We start from the raw sequence: 15,960 nt of genomic DNA, 5'->3' as shown, positions 1-15,960 counted from the left end.
CCCAGCAGGACACCCCATAACCAAATAATTTTTAAAAATATTACAAACATGAAAAATATATTACTTTACACTCTATTACTAACTGCTACCCTAACCTATGCGCAAGGTCTGCTACCTGAAGAAAAGGTAAAAAAAGAGCCGTCTGCCCAGCCTGTGCAACAAACAAAGAAGTACGCTTGGAAAGGTAAATATTATGAAGGATTAGCAATGGTAAGATTGGATAAAAAATATGGTTTTATAGATAAAACAGGTAAAGAAGTGATTCCTATAAAGTATGATAATGCTTGGGGTTTTTCAGAAGGATTAGCAAACGTTAGGCTAAATAACAAATGGGGTTTTATAGATAAAACAGGTAAAGAAGTGATTCCTATAAAGTATAATTATGCAGATAGATTTTCAGAAGGATTAGCTTTAGTAATATTAGATAAAAAATATGGTTTTATAGATAAAACAGGTAAAGAAGTGACTCCTATAAAGTATGATAATGCTAGGGTTTTTTCAGAAGGATTAGCTTTAGTAAAATTGAATAATAGATATGGTTTTATAGATAAAACAGGTAAAGAAGTGATTCCTATAAAGTATGATGATGCGAGCAGTTTTTCAGAAGGATTAGCAAGCGTGAGTTTGAATTATAGTTATGGTTTTATAGATAAAACAGGTAAAGAAGTGATTCCTATAAAGTATGATTATGATGTTTGGGATTTTTCAGAAGGATTAGCAAAGGTTAGTCTAAATAACAAATCGGGTTTTATAGATAAAACAGGTAAAGAAGTGATTCCTATAAAGTATGATTATATTTGGCTTTTTTCAGAAGGATTAGCAAAAGTTCTGCTAAATAACAAATGGGGTTTTATAGATAAAACAGGTAAAGAAGTGACTCCTATAAAGTATGATGATGCGAGTAGTTTTTCAGAAGGATTAGCAAGCGTGAGTTTGAATGGAAAATATGGTTTTATAGATAAAACAGGTAAAGAAGTGATTCCTATAAAGTATGATGATGTTTGGTATTTTTCAGAAGGATTAGCAGCCGTAAGTCTAAATAACAAATGGGGTTTTATAGATAAAACAGGTAAAGAAGTGATTCCTATAAAGTATGATGATGCTGAAAGTCCTTCAGAAGGATTAGCTAAAGTAAAATTGAATGATAAATATGGCTTTATAGATAAAACAGGCAAAGAAGTGATTCCTATAAAGTATGATTATGCAGAAGGATTTTCAGAAGAAGGATTAGCACAAGTAAAGCTAAATAACAAATGGTTCTATATAAACCAAAAAGGAGAATGTGTGAAAGACTGTAATAATGCCCCTGCCGACCACCCCATAGCCAAATAACTTTTAAAAAATGAAGCTGTTTAAACTTTTTCCTATAATAAAATAAAAGTTCCCGAAAATTAGTAATTTTGTGTTTGAGAAAAAAAGAACACCAAAATTCAGGAACTTTGTGCAAAAATACAATAAATAATTGGATTATTCCCTTTTTAAGTGTAGGAAAGTAAAGACGGTAGCTTTCAGCGAATATGGTTAAATCTATTAAGCAAGAAGAAAAGAAAATTAGATATGTCTTGCGTTCAATTGGATGGTAGTCATACACGTTGTCGGCAAAAAGGAGAATCTACAGGCTATCAAGCAAGAAAAAAATCCGTAACTACAAATAGTATTTTTTTGTGTGATAATAAAGGGTAAATGATAGCAATGGGGAGTCCTAAAGCCGGAAATCACAATGACTTATATGAAATAGAAGAAGTACTAAAAGAAATCTTAGCTTTATTAGAAGAAGCAGGAATAGAACACAAAGATCTATTTCTCAATGCTGATGCAGGATTTGATAGCAAATCTCTTAGAGAGTTTTTAGAAAGCAAAGAAATTATAGCAAATATTAAACCTAATCCCCGAAATGGAGAGCAACCAGATGTTTATTTTGATGAAGAATTGTACAAAAATAGGTTTAAAATTGGACAAGCAAATGGTTGGCTTGACGGATATAAAGTTTTGATAATGAGATACGAGTATCTTGATGTAACTTGGATTGGAATGCTTTTATTAGGTTTTATCTCCAAGTTCCTAAAAAAAGTTTAAACACGTTTAGTGTAAAACAAAACAAGATAATTTCTAAAGACTACCTTATTGCAGAACTTACACCAGATGCTATGGTGGTGTTACAATCAATATCTGACATATGGTAAAAATGAGAAGGCTCCACAGCAAGGGAAACCTCTCACAGATACAGACATTTCTCTTATCGTAGACGTTTTGGATAAACCTGATAAACTTATTTCATTAGGACATATAGAAAAACATCAAGCTGAAACTTATTTATTTTTGAAAAAGAATGAAGATAATACGGTTGTAATTATTGAAGTATTTGGTAGTAAAAATAATAAATTACGGTTAAAAAGTATGTATAATAGTGTTAAATCAGAAGAGAAGATAATAGAAGATGAGTTAAAATCCTTACTCAACACGCCCGATAACGCTTCTAGGTTATTAGCCCAGCGAGTCTATGACTTTAACTCATCTTCGGGTACAAAAGTACAACATCTTTTGCAATTTACCAAAGAATTGTCAATAAAATAAAACTACGCCACAAAATTATCAATTATTTATGACCGACTTAGAAATCGCCCAAAAGGCACAGATGCTCCCCATCAGAGAGGTAGCTAAAAAATTGAACATCAGCGAGGACGACCTCGACCCTTATGGAAAATACAAGGCTAAACTGCCGTTGCACTTTATCAATGCCGAGAAGATGAAACACAGTAAGTTAGTGCTGGTTACGGCTATTACGCCTACGCCTGCAGGTGAGGGCAAAACTACGGTGAGCATAGGTCTTACGGAAGGACTCAACAAAATAGGCAAAAAAGCGATTGCGGTATTGCGTGAACCGTCGTTAGGACCTGTTTTTGGTATCAAAGGAGGGGCTGCTGGTGGTGGCTATTCGCAAGTGGTGCCTATGGAGGATATCAACTTGCACTTTACGGGCGACTTTTCGGCTATTGAGAAGGCTAACAACCTCTTGGCAGCGGTTATCGATAATAATATCCAGAGCAAAACCCACTCTATAGGCATCGACCCGCGCACAGTGGTGTGGAAACGCGTGATGGATATGAACGACCGCGCACTGCGCCATATAGTAGTAGGTTTAGGTGGACATACACACGGCGTGCCTCGCGAAGATGGTTTTAATATCACACCAGCTTCCGAGATTATGGCAATATTGTGCTTGTCAGAAAGTTTTTCCGACCTAAAAAGACGCATCGGCAACATCTATGTAGGCAAAAAGTTTGATGGTACTCCCGTATTTGCACGCGATTTGAACGTAGTAGGGGCAATGGCACTACTGCTCAAAGAAGCTATCAAACCTAACCTCGTGCAAACCCTTGAAAACAATCCAGCTATCTTGCACGGTGGTCCCTTTGCCAGCATTGCCCAAGGTACAAATACTGTTTTGGCTACCAAAATGGGACTCTCATTAGGCGACTATGTAGTTACCGAAGCAGGTTTTGGCGCCGACCTTGGGGCTGAAAAATTCCTCAATATCAAATGTACTTCAGCAGGCTTAGCCCCCGATGCAGTGGTGATTGTAGCGACTATCCGCGCCTTGCGCCATCACGGAGGGGCTAAAAAAGAAGAGTATAACACCCCTTGCTTGGAAAAAGTGAAAATCGGTATTGCCAATTTGGAAAAACATATTGAGAATGTACAACTCTTCGGACTCAAAGCAGTGGTAGCAATCAACTATTTCCCTAACGATAGCGAGGAAGAAATCGCTTATATAAAAGAAGTATGCGCTCAAAAAGGAGTGCAAGCGATTGTGAGCAAAGGGTTTAGTGAAGGAGGTAAAGGAACTGAAGAACTCGCCCACGCGGTAGTTGCTATAGCTGAGAGTGGTGAGAGCCATTTTAAACCTTTGTACAACAATGAGGCGAGTATAGAAGAAAAAATCACTACAGTAGCTACTAAAATCTATGGAGCGAGCAAGGTGAACTACAGTGGCAAAGCAGTGAACCAGTTAAAGCAAATCAATAAATTAGGCTTTGATAAAATGCCTATTTGTATGGTGAAAACCCCTAAATCGCTCAGCGATGACGAGAAAAAACTCGCCCGTCCTACCGATTTTGAGGTAACTGTGCGCGAGTTTGAATTTGCCTCTGGGGCGGGCTTTGTAATCCCAATATTAGGCGATACGGTGCGTATGCCAGGACTCCCCAGTGTGCCTGCTGCCGAAGGTATGGATATAGATGATGAAGGCGTTATCACAGGACTCTCGTAATTTGCTAATTTTTAAATTTGCAAATTTCCTAATTATTATTATCTTTGCACCATATTAATTAATAAAATAACATCCCCTCAGTTAGCTAATTAGCTAATTGACTAATTAACAAATCAGTATTATGGCAATCAACTTACAAAAAGGACAACGTATAGACATTGGTCTACAAAATTTAACTATAGGATTAGGCTGGGATCCTAATGAGGGTACTGGCTACGATTTCGATTTAGACGCTTCAGCTTTTATGATAGATGCACAGCGCCTTATCCCTTCTGAACCTTTCTTTGTGTTCTACGGCAATACCGATTCCCCCGATGGCGCTCTCCACCACACTGGCGACGACCCTACAGGAGGTAACAGTGCCGATGGCGATGACGAAAGTATACAAGTAGATCTCGCGAAAGTAGACCCTCGAGTAACCGAAATTCTTTTCGTGGTAACCATTCACGATGCACTCAACCGCAAACAAAACTACGGACAAGTGCGTAATTCGTACATCCGCATCGTCGATAACGCTAACGGCGAAGAGGTAGCTAAATACGAATTAGGTGAAGATTTTTCTATAGAAACAGCAGTAGAATTTGGTCGTCTTTACAAGCATAATGGCAAATGGAAATTTGAAGCCTCAGGCATTGGCTACAAAGAAGATTTAGCATTTTTCCTTTCTAAATACTACAAAGGCGAAATTATTAAATAACTAACTAACAAATATAATTAATAATTCATTTGTCAAATTAGTGCGAGTTTTTAATAACTCACATCAAAATATTTTAAACACTATGGAACAAACCTTAGAACTACAAGTACTCGATACAAATGCTCAAGTAATCGATAAGAACGGCAATGTAACCCTTCAAAATCTTACACCTGCCGATACCTCTAAGTACGAACTCATCGCTGCCAATATAGAAGAAACAAACCCTAATTCAGTAATCAACTTTGGTGCTGAGTTACAAAACACATTGGCTTCACAAAGTGATAGTTTTTTGAACAATGTACGCCGCTCTAACTCTGGTGAGGTAGGCGAGCTCATCAATAAACTGCTTGTCGAACTCAACTATGTAGATGTAGATGAGCTTGAAGGTAACGGATTTAAAAAATTCTTGCGCAAAATACCGCTCTTGGGGCGTATGGTAACTACGGTAGATAATATTTTTGCCAAATACGACAAAATAGTGAACAACATCACCGATATTTCCAATAAGGTGAATGCAGGAGTTATCAATTCTACTAAAGATAACGCGGTATTGCAAACTATTTTTAGCAGCAATGTTGATGCGATTAAAAAAATTGAAGAGTACATCATTGCAGGTAGTTTGCGCTACGAGAAAACCAAGCAAGAACTCGCTCTGATGGAAGCAAACCCCGATGCGTATCAAGATTATCAAATTTCCGATAAACGCGACTTTGCCAACCGCTTAGACCGCCGTTTAGCCGATTTGAAAGTCGTGCGCTTCATTATGTTGCAATCGTTACCTCAAATCCGATTGATACAGAACAACAACGTGTCTATAGCCGAAAAAGCACAAACCATCCTCACTACTACTTTGCCTGTTTGGAAAAACCAACTTACGCTGGCTGTAGCCTTACACCGCCAGCAACAGCATATTGAGGTACAACAACGCGTATCCCAAACTACCGAAGAAATTTTGCGCAAAAACGCTCAGCGTCTCCAACAGAATACCGTGAATGTCGCTCGTGCTAACGAACAAACAATCGTCTCTATCGATACCTTGCGCGAAACCACTACTTCACTCATCAATACCCTCAACGAGGTGAAACAAATCCAACAACAAGGAGAGCAAAGTCGCCGCTTGTTGGATAACGAATTGCAGAACTTAGAAACCACTCTTAAAAACCAATTGCAAAATAGAAAGGCATAACACTTGGGAACAGAAACAAAAATACTGAATGATAGCAAACGGAGGTTACAAAAACTCAAAATATTAGAGAACTTTTTCAAACAAACCGACTTGGTAGGTATAGTGGTACGTACCGAGATTATCCATTCATTTTTTGAAAAAAACACCGAAGCCTTAGATGTGAACAAGTTGGAGCTGTTCCATTTGCAGTACACCGATAGCCTTATCGAGCTACTCACCAAACTCAAAAAGCAAAAGGAAGCTGCAATTACCAATATTGATACTGAAATAGCAGCCCATAAGGATTATATCGCTCAGCTGGCACGCCAAGGCAAAGCCGAAAACCGTTTTGAAACCGATCAGCGTTATCACGAGGCTGAGGTATCGGCGGTGTTTCAAGCCGCTTATAGTACGCTCACAGGTAGCTACAAGCCCTACAACCTCACAGCAATCCGCAGTTTCCCTAATCACTATGCCGAGGAGTATTTTCGCGACGACGATGATATCACACACCTATTAGTGGTGCCAGGAACGAAACTCTACACCTTAGAAGGGCTGAATATTGAGCGCCTATTGCTCTCCCGTTTGGCGAGCAAAAACTTCAAAGTGCGTTTTATGTGTGGTTTCAATGTAGATTTCCAAATTTTTGAGCTCTTTAGAATTCTCGGCTCCGATGATGAGTTTATTTGGAACCTACAAACCAATGGCTTCTATTTGCTAAAAGATGCCTTCAAGCACCAACTGAATCGCGAAAAAAACGTGAGCAATGGTCATTCGTTAGTAGGGGAGTTGGAACGCAAAATAAGAGACTTAGAAGAAAAACGCAAAGAGATACGCAACAGTTTCCCCGAGGATGTAAAAGAACTCTTGGCAAAATATCGTGAAACCATTGATAACAACAACCTTACCGAAGAACAATTGAATATAGAGGAAGAAAAAAACATCCTCACTTCTATGCTCGATTTAAACCTAAACAAGTAACACCCCAATTGGCAAATTTGCTAATTGACTAATTAATAAATTAATTTTATGGCAATCAACTTACAAAAAGGACAAAGAGAGAGCATCAATGCTCCTAAATTCACCGTAGGTTTGGGTTGGGATACGAACAGCTCTACTACAGGTACTGATTTCGATTTAGACGCCTCGGTATTTATCTTAGGCGAAAACAAAAAATTGTTGTCAGATAGCCACCTTGTGTTCTACAACAATCTCAAATCACCTAATGAAGCAGTAGTCCACACCGGCGACAACCGCACAGGAGCAGGTGATGGCGACGATGAGCAAATCCTTGTCGACCTCTCTAAAATAGAACCTAATGCAGCCGAAATCTGCATCGTGGTAACTATTCACGAAGCTGCTCAACGCGGACAAAATTTCGGTCAGGTACGCAATTCATTCATCCGCATTTTCGATTCGGTTACCAATCAAGAAATGCTAAAATACGAATTGGAAGAGGATTTTTCTATCGAAACAGCTGTAGAGTTCGGTCGTATCTACAAACGCAATGGCGAATGGAAGTTCGAAGCGGTAGGTATGGGAATGAAAGGTGGCTTGGAAGACTATCTTAACAAATACAATTAACTGAATTATAAACCTCTCAATTAGCAAAATCTCTGCTAATTGATTAATTTAAAAATTATTTTTATGGCAATCAATTTACAAAAAGGTCAAAAAATCGACCTACGCAAAGAATCTGGTGAAAAACTACAAAACTTCTGTATTGGAGTGAACTGGGGTGCTATCGAAACTAAAGCTCTCTTTGGTTTGATGAAAAACAAACAAGATGTGGATTTAGACCTTAGCTGTGTGCTTATCGACGACAATAACAATGTGTGTGACCACCTCTATTCTCCTTTGTACAATATCCAAATCTTGCAACAATTTGGTCTTCCTAAAGGAAAATTAGATTCCAATGACGGCGCTCTTCACCACACTGGTGACGATTTGCAAGGCGATAAAGGAGGTGACGACGGTCTTGATAACGAAATTATCACTGTAAACTTAGATCGTGTAGCTCCTAATGTATCTAAAATCTTCTTCTTCCTCAACAACGTAGGTAAAGAAGACTTTTCACAAATTCCTTATGCTAAAATTCGTATGTTCGAAGGTACTCCACAGCGTGTAAACTCTGTATTTGCCTCTTACAACGTAGCTGCCGAACCTGCTTACGCTGGCAAACGCGCTCTTATTTTGGCAAAACTCTACAAGAGAAATGGCGAATGGAAATTCGATGCTATCGGTGATCCCGTAGACGATTCTTTCCTTGGTCAAACCATTCACCGTATTGTTCAAAACTATTTGTAATTCAAAAGTATTATTATGAATGATATTAACAACGTTGAAGGCTTGTCTACAAACCAAATTCGCGATTTGGTAAATCAAGGAGGTAAGTTTGTAATCTATACTTACTGTATCTCACTAGTAGTCGTTACTCTTAAACGTTCTAGTGGCATCTACTTTATCAAACCTGGTAAATCAAGAGTTACACAAGGTTTAGGCTGGTTTTTCCTTACCCTTATATTAGGGTGGTGGGGTATCCCTTGGGGTCCTATCTATACCATAGGTTGCCTATACAATGTGCTTTCTGGTGGTAAAGATGTTACTTTAGAGGTGATGAGCTTTATCAACCAGAACGATCCTGAGTATGGAGCTTCTGGGTATGGGCAAGGCTTAAGCCAAAATGCTTCAACCTATGGAGCAGGATTGAATAACAATAATTCAACATACAACATATCATAAAACTGAGAGGCTGTTTCTCCCCTTTAGGGCAGCCTCTTTTCTTAACATATCACACTATGAGACGACTTCCCGTATACCTCCTCTTAGATACTTCTGGCTCAATGACAGGCGAACCTATAGAGGCAGTGAAAAATGGCGTGCAGATGATGGTGCACTCACTGCGCCAAAACCCTCAGGCTATCGAAACTGCTTTTGTGAGCATCATCACTTTCGATTCTGAAGCCAAACAACTTATACCCCTTACCGATTTAGCTTCTTTCCAAATGGTAGACCTCAAAGCCGCTGGCACAACAGCCCTTGGAGCTGCCTTGAGCCTCCTCGCCGATAAATTAGAAAATGAAGTAACCAAAACAACTCTCGAACAAAAAGGCGACTGGAAACCTATCGTTTTTATTATGACCGATGGTGTCCCTACCGACGATTGGCAAGCGGGATTCCAAAAACTTAAAGCCATGAAAAAAGGATTGATAGTAGGATGTGCCGCTGGTAATAACGCCGATGATAAAGTGCTTAAGGAAATATCCGACCAAGTAGTGCGCCTTAGCAATACCGATGCCGATAGCATTGGCAAATTCTTCCAATGGGTGTCAGCTTCCATTGCTACTACCTCTACCAAAGTAGAAGAAACAGGTATCGACCTTACCAAAAAAGACCAACTCCCTCCTCCACCAAGTGAATTAGTAATTGTTTCCTAACGATGAACAGACGACTCTTAGCTTATTTTCTTTTAGACACTTCAGGCTCAATGAGCGGTGAACCTATCCAAGCCCTCAACAACGGCTTCTATGGGCTCATCAATATGCTACGCAACGACCCTCAGGCGATGGATTCCCTCCATTTGAGTGTCATTACTTTCGACCGTGAAGTGCGCAACATCATCCCGCTGATAGATTTAGCTTCTTTTCAGCCTATCGAAATCAAATGTCCCGAAAGCGGACCCACTCACACAGGTGAAGCTCTTGAAATGGTGTGTGATTTGGTAAAAACCGAACTCATCAGAGGTTCAGCGCAACAAAAAGGCGATTGGAAACCGCTTTTGTTTATCTTTACCGATGGCAAACCTTCTGATATACAGAAGTATCGTGAATATATCCCTAAAGTAAAAGCCCTAGATTTTGGTGTGATTGTAGGTTGTGCCGCAGGACCCAAAGCCGAAGTGTCCTACCTCCAAGAACTCACCCCCGATGTGGTAAAACTCGACACCACCGATGCCAATATGCTTACTACCTTTTTCAAATGGGTGAGTTCATCTATAGAAATGGGTGGCAAATCACAAGGCACCGGTGAATCAATGACCCTCCCTCCGCCACCACGTGAACTCAATTTAGTAGTATAATTCTTTTCACTTTTCACTAATATGCGTAGACTCCCCATTTATTTCCTCCTCGACGTCTCCGAATCAATGGTCGGCGACCCCATAGAACACGTGCAAGACGGTATGGCTACAATCATCAAAGAACTCAAAGCCGATCCATTTGCACTCGAAACTGTTTGGCTCTCTATCATTGGCTTTGCGGGCAAAAGCAAGGTCATTACACCTTTGCAGGATATCATCACTTTTTATCCACCCAAGATTCCTATCGGCGGAGGTACTTCCCTCGCTAGTGGGCTCAACGAACTGATGAACGCTATCGACCGTGAGGTGGTGAAAACTACCCTCGAACGCAAAGGCGACTGGAAACCTCTCGTTTTCCTCTTCACCGATGGTATCCCTACCGATGACCCCGCTCAAGCTATCGAGCGTTGGAATGCTCATTATCGCCGTAAAGTGAACTTAGTAGCAATTTCATTAGGTGAGAACACAAACTACAACCTCTTGGGGCAACTCACCGATCAAGTCTTGCAGTTCAACAACACCAATGCAGCTGCCTACAAAGAGTTTTTTAAGTGGATTACAGCCTCTATCAAAACCACCAGCGAGCAGGTGAACAACACCAATACCGATGTTATCAAGCTCGCCAAACCCGATCATCACCTCATCGAAAGCATCGACCTCACCAAGCGCCACGATGTCCCCGATGAAAACTTCGTGGTCATTCGCGGAAAGTGTTCTAATACCCAAAAACAATACCTTATCAAATTCCAAAAAAGCTCTCGCAGTTCGGGCATCTACGGAATGCAAACCCGTATCTATATGCTACAAGGGGCTTATAAAATAGACGAGAATAGTTATAAAGAATTCTCAAATGAAACGAACTATGCTCTCAAAGTGTCATCGGACGAGTTGATGGGTAACCCTTCTTGCCCTTGTTGTGGCAATGCCTATGCTTTGGCAACCTGCTCTTGTGGTGGGGTACACTGCATTTCTGGCGAAGGCGAGAACAGCTGTCCGTGGTGTGGCACTGTGGCTAACTACGGTATGTCCGATGAAGAGTTTGACATCAATAGAACCTTAGGATAATGGACGAAATTATACAAACTATCATCAATGCTGAATATCCCAATGCGCAACCTAATCCGCGTGTAGCAGCCAAAGTACTCTCTATACTCTCTCAATCCGAAAAAATAAGCAGTTTAGCACATCAACTACAAGAAGAAGTGAAAGAAAAATACCAAATACACTACGAAATTGAGTCTTTTCAAGATGCTCATTTGCCAATTGCCAATGCTAATGCTAAAAAGGACTACAATTTCAGTTTTAATTTAGAGGAATTTCCACATATACACATCTCTCGCATTAGTCATTTAGAAGAGTTTGGGCTTACTTTCTTCCCCGATACTCGCACTATCGAGGGAAAACCTACTATGGCAGCGAGTACCGAGTTGGAAATTCACTTCTATTGCACCACCGACCCCGATTTGATTGAACGGGTAAAACGAGTGCCTTTCATCATCAATCCCGATCCCAAAGACCTTTGGCAAAATATTCCTTTACATAAAGAAGCGCGTTTCTACAAAACTGAAGAAGCTACCCTAAAAACCTCTTTCTTAGACAAAAAACTCGTAGTTGCTTCTAAACGTGGTAGGTCGCACGCTCACCAAGGAGGTGCTCGTGACGACGATTTCTACACTTTGCCTTTGCCCAACGATTGGCAAGTGATAGCTGTCGCCGATGGGGCAGGCTCAGCTAAGTTTGCTCGCAAAGGATCCGAAATAGCCACTCGTTTTATTTGTGATAGTTTTAATGATAGCGGTTTTCTAAACACAATCGACCAAGAGGTAGTTGCTTATTTCGCAACAGCGGAAGACCTTACGCACAAGAGCAATATTGTAAATGCCATTTATCGCAAGTTGCGAGAACTTTTCCGTCATTTAGAAGATTTTGCTAACGCCGAAGAAATTGCGCTGAAAGACCTTCATACAACACTTATTTTTGCTTTGGCTAAAAAATACGATTTTGGCTACGTGCTACTCACCTTTGGTGTGGGCGATTGCCCTATTTGTATTCTAAATGAAGCTCAAACCGAAGTGCAATTGCTAAATCTATTAGATATAGGTGAATTTGGCGGAGGTACGCGTTTCATCACTATGCCCGAGATTTATTCTAACGATGCCGAAATACCCGTAGGTAAACGCTTTGGTATTCATCGCTTTAACGATTTTTCCAAACTATTCCTAATGACCGACGGCATCTACGACCCTAAGTTTGTAGTGGAAAATAATCTTACTAAAATAGAACGTTGGAATGATTTCTTAGCCGACCTCAATGGAGAGAACGACGATTGTTGTCAAGTCGATTTCCAAAACGATAACCAAATAGACCAGCAGCTCCTCCAGTGGCTCGACTTCTGGAGCAAAGGCAATTCCGACGATAGAACCCTCGCGATTATTTATTAAAATGAATACAATTACTGTAAAATCAATTATAGATACATCCAAATCCTACCAATATGTAGATGATGGCAACCCCAAACGTGGAGGAGTGAAAGATGTGTACTTCTCTCCCGATCGTCGTTATGTGGTAGCTTTCTTCCGCGACCCCTTAGATTTTAACCAAAAAGAACGCATCAAGCGCATCGTCTCTCTGTATTTGGAGAATATCAAAAAAGGTAACGCCCCCGATTATTTCCTCAACGAGATTTTCCGCTGGCCCTACGATGCTGTTGAAAAAGACGGCAAAACAGGGGTGATTGTTCCTATCTACGACCGTAAGTTCTTCTTTGCCAAAGGACGTGTTGCCGACGACGGACTCAAAGGCGAGGAAAAAAAAGGTAAGTGGTTCACTACCCCTTCTTTCCGCGATCCTCAGTATCCACTCTGTTTGGCACCTTCGGAGTTAGGCGATTGGCTTAGCTATTTCCAAATCGCTATCAATATCTGTCGCGGCATCAAGAAAATGCACCAAATGGGGCTCGCCCATTCCGACCTCTCTTACAATAATATCCTCATCGACCCCGTTACCAAATCGGCAAATATCATCGACTTAGATGGTTTGGTTGTACCTGGAATGTTCCCTCCAGAGGTTATCGGTACCGCCGATTTTATAGCTCCTGAAGTACTTAGCACCAAACATTTAGATATCAAAGACCCTAAACGTGCACTGCCTAACCAAAAAACTGATTTGCACGCTTTGGCAGTACTTATATATATGTATCTGTTGCGCCGCCACCCGCTCAAAGGTAGCAAAGTATGGGATTTAGATGCTGAAAAGGATGAATTATTAGCGATGGGGGAGAAGGCACTCTTTATAGAACACCCCACCGATGCCACCAATCGTGTAAAACCCGACCAGTTGCGCAAATGGGACGCCTTTTGGGGTGACCCTGCTAAATTGCCTTATACCATCACAGGTCCCTACCTCACCGAACTTTTCAACCGTGCTTTCATCGACGGATTGCACAACCCAATGTTGCGCCCTATCGCCAATGAATGGGAAACAGCATTGCTCAAAACTGTAGATTTGATACAACCTTGTAGTAACCCAAGTTGTACTCAAAAGTGGTATGTGTTCGATAATACCGCTCGCCCTAAGTGTCCATTTTGTGGTACCCCTCATCGCGGTAGCCTCCCCATCGCCGATTTGTATTACAATGCAGGTAACAATGTGTGGAAACCCGAAAACCATCGCCTGATGGTATATCACAACCAATTCCTTTTCAAGTGGCACGTATCGCGCAAACTCATCCGTAACGAGAATCTCACTAACGACGACAAAAAACCTGTAGGTTATTTCACCTTCTATCAAAACAGATGGGTGCTCGTCAATCAATCCCTCCCCGATATGAAAGACGTTACCGAAAACAAACCCATTCCCATTGGTACAATGGTAGAGCTCACCAATGAGAAAAAGATAATACTCTCAAACGACGAAGGCGGCAGATTACTTTATATCACCTTAGTAAATTAATCCCACCCAAAAAAAAATGTACCACCCTCTGTTTTCCAACCGCCAAACCTCTATCACCACCCTCTCTTTCCTTAATTCTCTCACCCCCCTAGTCCCTCCGAGTTTCTCCTCCAAAAATTCCGCCCTGCCCGCACAACTCACATCCCTTTTCCGGCTAGTCCCCCTTCGGGGTTGTCGGCAATTGTCGAGTAAGTGAGTCGGGGGTTATCCCATCCCTCTCACCACTCCCACCGCTCCCATCCCTCCCACAACTCCCATCCTTGCCCGTGCGGCTCGCACCCCATCCCTCCCACCTCTCCCAGTCCCTCCCACCTCTCCCAGTCCCTCCGAGTTTCTCCTAATCCCTCCAACCGCTCCCACCGCTCCCACAACTCTCACCGCTCCCATCCCTCGGAGTTTCTCCCAGTCCCTCCGAGATTCTCTTGTAAATCTCAATTGATTTTCAACCACTTAAAAAATAAATTAAAAAAATCTTAAAAAAAACTCTCAAAAAATTTGCAGGATAAAAAAAACGCCGTACCTTTGCACCCGCAAATGAGACGGACAGCCGCTCTCAGAAAGCGAAAAACAACACGTACATTGACATAATGTTGTACAGCACAAAAAGAAGATTTAAAGAATTGAGTGAAACCTGAAGTCAATAACTTAAAATTCGGTTAAAGATATTAAAGATTTTAACGATGAAGAGTTTGATCCTGGCTCAGGATGAACGCTAGCGGCAGGCCTAACACATGCAAGTCGAGGGAGAGGTTACCTTCGGGTAACCAAAACCGGCGCACGGGTGCGTAACGCGTATACAATCTGCCTTTCACATAGGGATAGCCCGAAGAAATTTGGATTAATACCTAATGGTATATAGGAGCGGCATCGTTTTTATATTAAAGCTACGGTGGTGAAAGATGAGTATGCGTTCTATTAGCTAGTTGGAGAGGTAACGGCTCCCCAAGGCGACGATAGATAGGGGTTCTGAGAGGGATGTCCCCCACACTGGTACTGAGATACGGACCAGACTCCTACGGGAGGCAGCAGTGAGGAATATTGGACAATGGTCGGAAGACTGATCCAGCCATGCCGCGTGCAGGATGAAGGTCCTATGGATTGTAAACTGCTTTTGTAAGGGAAGAATAAGGAGTACGTGTACTTTGATGACGGTACCTTACGAATAAGCATCGGCTAACTCCGTGCCAGCAGCCGCGGTAATACGGAGGATGCGAGCGTTATCCGGAATCATTGGGTTTAAAGGGTCCGTAGGCGGGCTGATAAGTCAGAGGTGAAAGCGCTTAGCTCAACTAAGCAACTGCCTTTGAAACTGTCAGTCTTGAATGATTGTGAAGTAGTTGGAATGTGTAGTGTAGCGGTGAAATGCTTAGATATTACACAGAACACCGATAGCGAAGGCATATTACTAACAATTTATTGACGCTGATGGACGAAAGCGTGGGGAGCGAACAGGATTAGATACCCTGGTAGTCCATGCTGTAAACGATGGATACTAGCTGTTTGGAGCAATCTGAGTGGCTAAGCGAAAGTGATAAGTATCCCACCTGGGGAGTACGCACGCAAGTGTGAAACTCAAAGGAATTGACGGGGGCCCGCACAAGCGGTGGAGCATGTGGTTTAATTCGATGATACGCGAGGAACCTTACCAAGGTTTAAATGGGAACTGACAGAGGTAGAGATACCTCCTTCTTCGGACAGTTTTCAAGGTGCTGCATGGTTGTCGTCAGCTCGTGCCGTGAGGTGTCAGGTTAAGTCCTATAACGAGCGCAACCCCTGCCATTAGTTGCTAACGAGTCAAG

General features: G+C 41.5%; 15 protein-coding genes and 1 rRNA gene. All 16 read left to right on the top strand.

The features are described from left to right. Nucleotides 1-48: 48 nt before the first annotated feature. Nucleotides 49-1,332, top strand: coding sequence for a WG repeat-containing protein (locus tag DR017_RS06410; RefSeq protein ID WP_002679335.1), 1,284 nt, complete (start codon nt 49-51; stop codon nt 1,330-1,332). A 351-nt stretch (nt 1,333-1,683) separates the two neighbouring features. Further along, nucleotides 1,684-2,076, top strand: a complete 393-nt coding sequence (locus DR017_RS14315) for a DDE transposase (protein WP_081450865.1) — start codon at nt 1,684-1,686, stop codon at nt 2,074-2,076. A gap of 66 nt (nt 2,077-2,142) precedes the next feature. Beyond that, nucleotides 2,143-2,574: a PBECR3 domain-containing polyvalent protein gene (locus tag DR017_RS06400; protein ID WP_227002964.1), complete on the top strand. Its 432-nt coding sequence runs from the start codon at nt 2,143-2,145 to the stop codon at nt 2,572-2,574. 28 nt (nt 2,575-2,602) lie between these two features. Then, the gene (locus DR017_RS06395; protein WP_002679478.1) at nt 2,603-4,270 is read left to right on the top strand and encodes a formate--tetrahydrofolate ligase; all 1,668 of its coding nucleotides are present in this window, start codon (nt 2,603-2,605) and stop codon (nt 4,268-4,270) included. A 121-nt stretch (nt 4,271-4,391) separates the two neighbouring features. Then, nucleotides 4,392-4,967, top strand: coding sequence for a TerD family protein (locus tag DR017_RS06390; RefSeq protein WP_002679292.1), 576 nt, complete (start codon nt 4,392-4,394; stop codon nt 4,965-4,967). Between the two features lie 82 nt (nt 4,968-5,049). Further along, on the top strand, nt 5,050-6,153 hold the full coding sequence (locus DR017_RS06385) for a toxic anion resistance protein (protein ID WP_002679427.1): 1,104 nt from the start codon (nt 5,050-5,052) through the stop codon (nt 6,151-6,153). Between the two features lie 3 nt (nt 6,154-6,156). Further along, on the top strand, nt 6,157-7,113 hold the full coding sequence (locus tag DR017_RS06380; protein ID WP_040361178.1) for a hypothetical protein: 957 nt from the start codon (nt 6,157-6,159) through the stop codon (nt 7,111-7,113). Nucleotides 7,114-7,161: 48 nt separating this feature from the next. After that, a complete protein-coding gene (locus DR017_RS06375; protein WP_002679420.1) occupies nt 7,162-7,716 on the top strand; it encodes a TerD family protein in 555 nt (184 codons plus the stop codon). A gap of 63 nt (nt 7,717-7,779) precedes the next feature. Continuing rightward, nucleotides 7,780-8,439: a TerD family protein gene (locus DR017_RS06370; protein ID WP_002679499.1), complete on the top strand. Its 660-nt coding sequence runs from the start codon at nt 7,780-7,782 to the stop codon at nt 8,437-8,439. A 15-nt stretch (nt 8,440-8,454) separates the two neighbouring features. Further along, nucleotides 8,455-8,874 (top strand): hypothetical protein, encoded by a 420-nt coding sequence (locus tag DR017_RS06365; RefSeq protein WP_002679408.1) that lies wholly within the window; start codon nt 8,455-8,457, stop codon nt 8,872-8,874. Nucleotides 8,875-8,930: 56 nt separating this feature from the next. Then, the gene (locus DR017_RS06360; protein ID WP_002679227.1) at nt 8,931-9,569 is read left to right on the top strand and encodes a vWA domain-containing protein; all 639 of its coding nucleotides are present in this window, start codon (nt 8,931-8,933) and stop codon (nt 9,567-9,569) included. A gap of 2 nt (nt 9,570-9,571) precedes the next feature. Continuing rightward, nucleotides 9,572-10,210 (top strand): vWA domain-containing protein, encoded by a 639-nt coding sequence (locus DR017_RS06355; protein WP_002679473.1) that lies wholly within the window; start codon nt 9,572-9,574, stop codon nt 10,208-10,210. 21 nt (nt 10,211-10,231) lie between these two features. Further along, nucleotides 10,232-11,275, top strand: a complete 1,044-nt coding sequence (locus DR017_RS06350; protein ID WP_002679481.1) for a TerY-C metal binding domain-containing protein — start codon at nt 10,232-10,234, stop codon at nt 11,273-11,275. Then, entirely contained in the window at nt 11,275-12,651 is a 1,377-nt protein-coding gene (locus DR017_RS06345; protein ID WP_002679250.1) for a PP2C family serine/threonine-protein phosphatase, read from the top strand. The genes DR017_RS06350 and DR017_RS06345 overlap by 1 nt, the downstream gene beginning before the upstream one ends. A gap of 1 nt (nt 12,652) precedes the next feature. Continuing rightward, nucleotides 12,653-14,161, top strand: coding sequence for a helix-hairpin-helix domain-containing protein (locus DR017_RS06340; RefSeq protein ID WP_002679255.1), 1,509 nt, complete (start codon nt 12,653-12,655; stop codon nt 14,159-14,161). Nucleotides 14,162-14,838: 677 nt separating this feature from the next. Continuing rightward, a 16S ribosomal RNA gene (locus DR017_RS06330) occupies nt 14,839-15,960 on the top strand; the annotation flags it as partial.

The sequence above is a fragment of the Capnocytophaga sputigena genome (assembly GCF_900446695.1).
Lineage (GTDB): Bacteria > Bacteroidota > Bacteroidia > Flavobacteriales > Flavobacteriaceae > Capnocytophaga > Capnocytophaga sputigena.
This window is presented reverse-complemented; position numbering and strand designations above follow the sequence as displayed.

Bases quoted from the DNA above. Each gene is read 5' to 3' on its own strand.
- DR017_RS06410 (WP_002679335.1), top strand. From the start codon at position 49: ATGAAAAATATATTACTTTACACTCTATTACTAACTGCTACCCTAACC.
- DR017_RS14315 (WP_081450865.1), top strand. From the start codon at position 1,684: ATGATAGCAATGGGGAGTCCTAAAGCCGGAAATCACAATGACTTATAT.
- DR017_RS06400 (WP_227002964.1), top strand. From the start codon at position 2,143: ATGCTATGGTGGTGTTACAATCAATATCTGACATATGGTAAAAATGAG.
- DR017_RS06395 (WP_002679478.1), top strand. From the start codon at position 2,603: ATGACCGACTTAGAAATCGCCCAAAAGGCACAGATGCTCCCCATCAGA.
- DR017_RS06390 (WP_002679292.1), top strand. From the start codon at position 4,392: ATGGCAATCAACTTACAAAAAGGACAACGTATAGACATTGGTCTACAA.
- DR017_RS06385 (WP_002679427.1), top strand. From the start codon at position 5,050: ATGGAACAAACCTTAGAACTACAAGTACTCGATACAAATGCTCAAGTA.
- DR017_RS06375 (WP_002679420.1), top strand. From the start codon at position 7,162: ATGGCAATCAACTTACAAAAAGGACAAAGAGAGAGCATCAATGCTCCT.
- DR017_RS06370 (WP_002679499.1), top strand. From the start codon at position 7,780: ATGGCAATCAATTTACAAAAAGGTCAAAAAATCGACCTACGCAAAGAA.
- DR017_RS06365 (WP_002679408.1), top strand. From the start codon at position 8,455: ATGAATGATATTAACAACGTTGAAGGCTTGTCTACAAACCAAATTCGC.
- DR017_RS06360 (WP_002679227.1), top strand. From the start codon at position 8,931: ATGAGACGACTTCCCGTATACCTCCTCTTAGATACTTCTGGCTCAATG.
- DR017_RS06355 (WP_002679473.1), top strand. From the start codon at position 9,572: ATGAACAGACGACTCTTAGCTTATTTTCTTTTAGACACTTCAGGCTCA.
- DR017_RS06350 (WP_002679481.1), top strand. From the start codon at position 10,232: ATGCGTAGACTCCCCATTTATTTCCTCCTCGACGTCTCCGAATCAATG.
- DR017_RS06345 (WP_002679250.1), top strand. From the start codon at position 11,275: ATGGACGAAATTATACAAACTATCATCAATGCTGAATATCCCAATGCG.
- DR017_RS06340 (WP_002679255.1), top strand. From the start codon at position 12,653: ATGAATACAATTACTGTAAAATCAATTATAGATACATCCAAATCCTAC.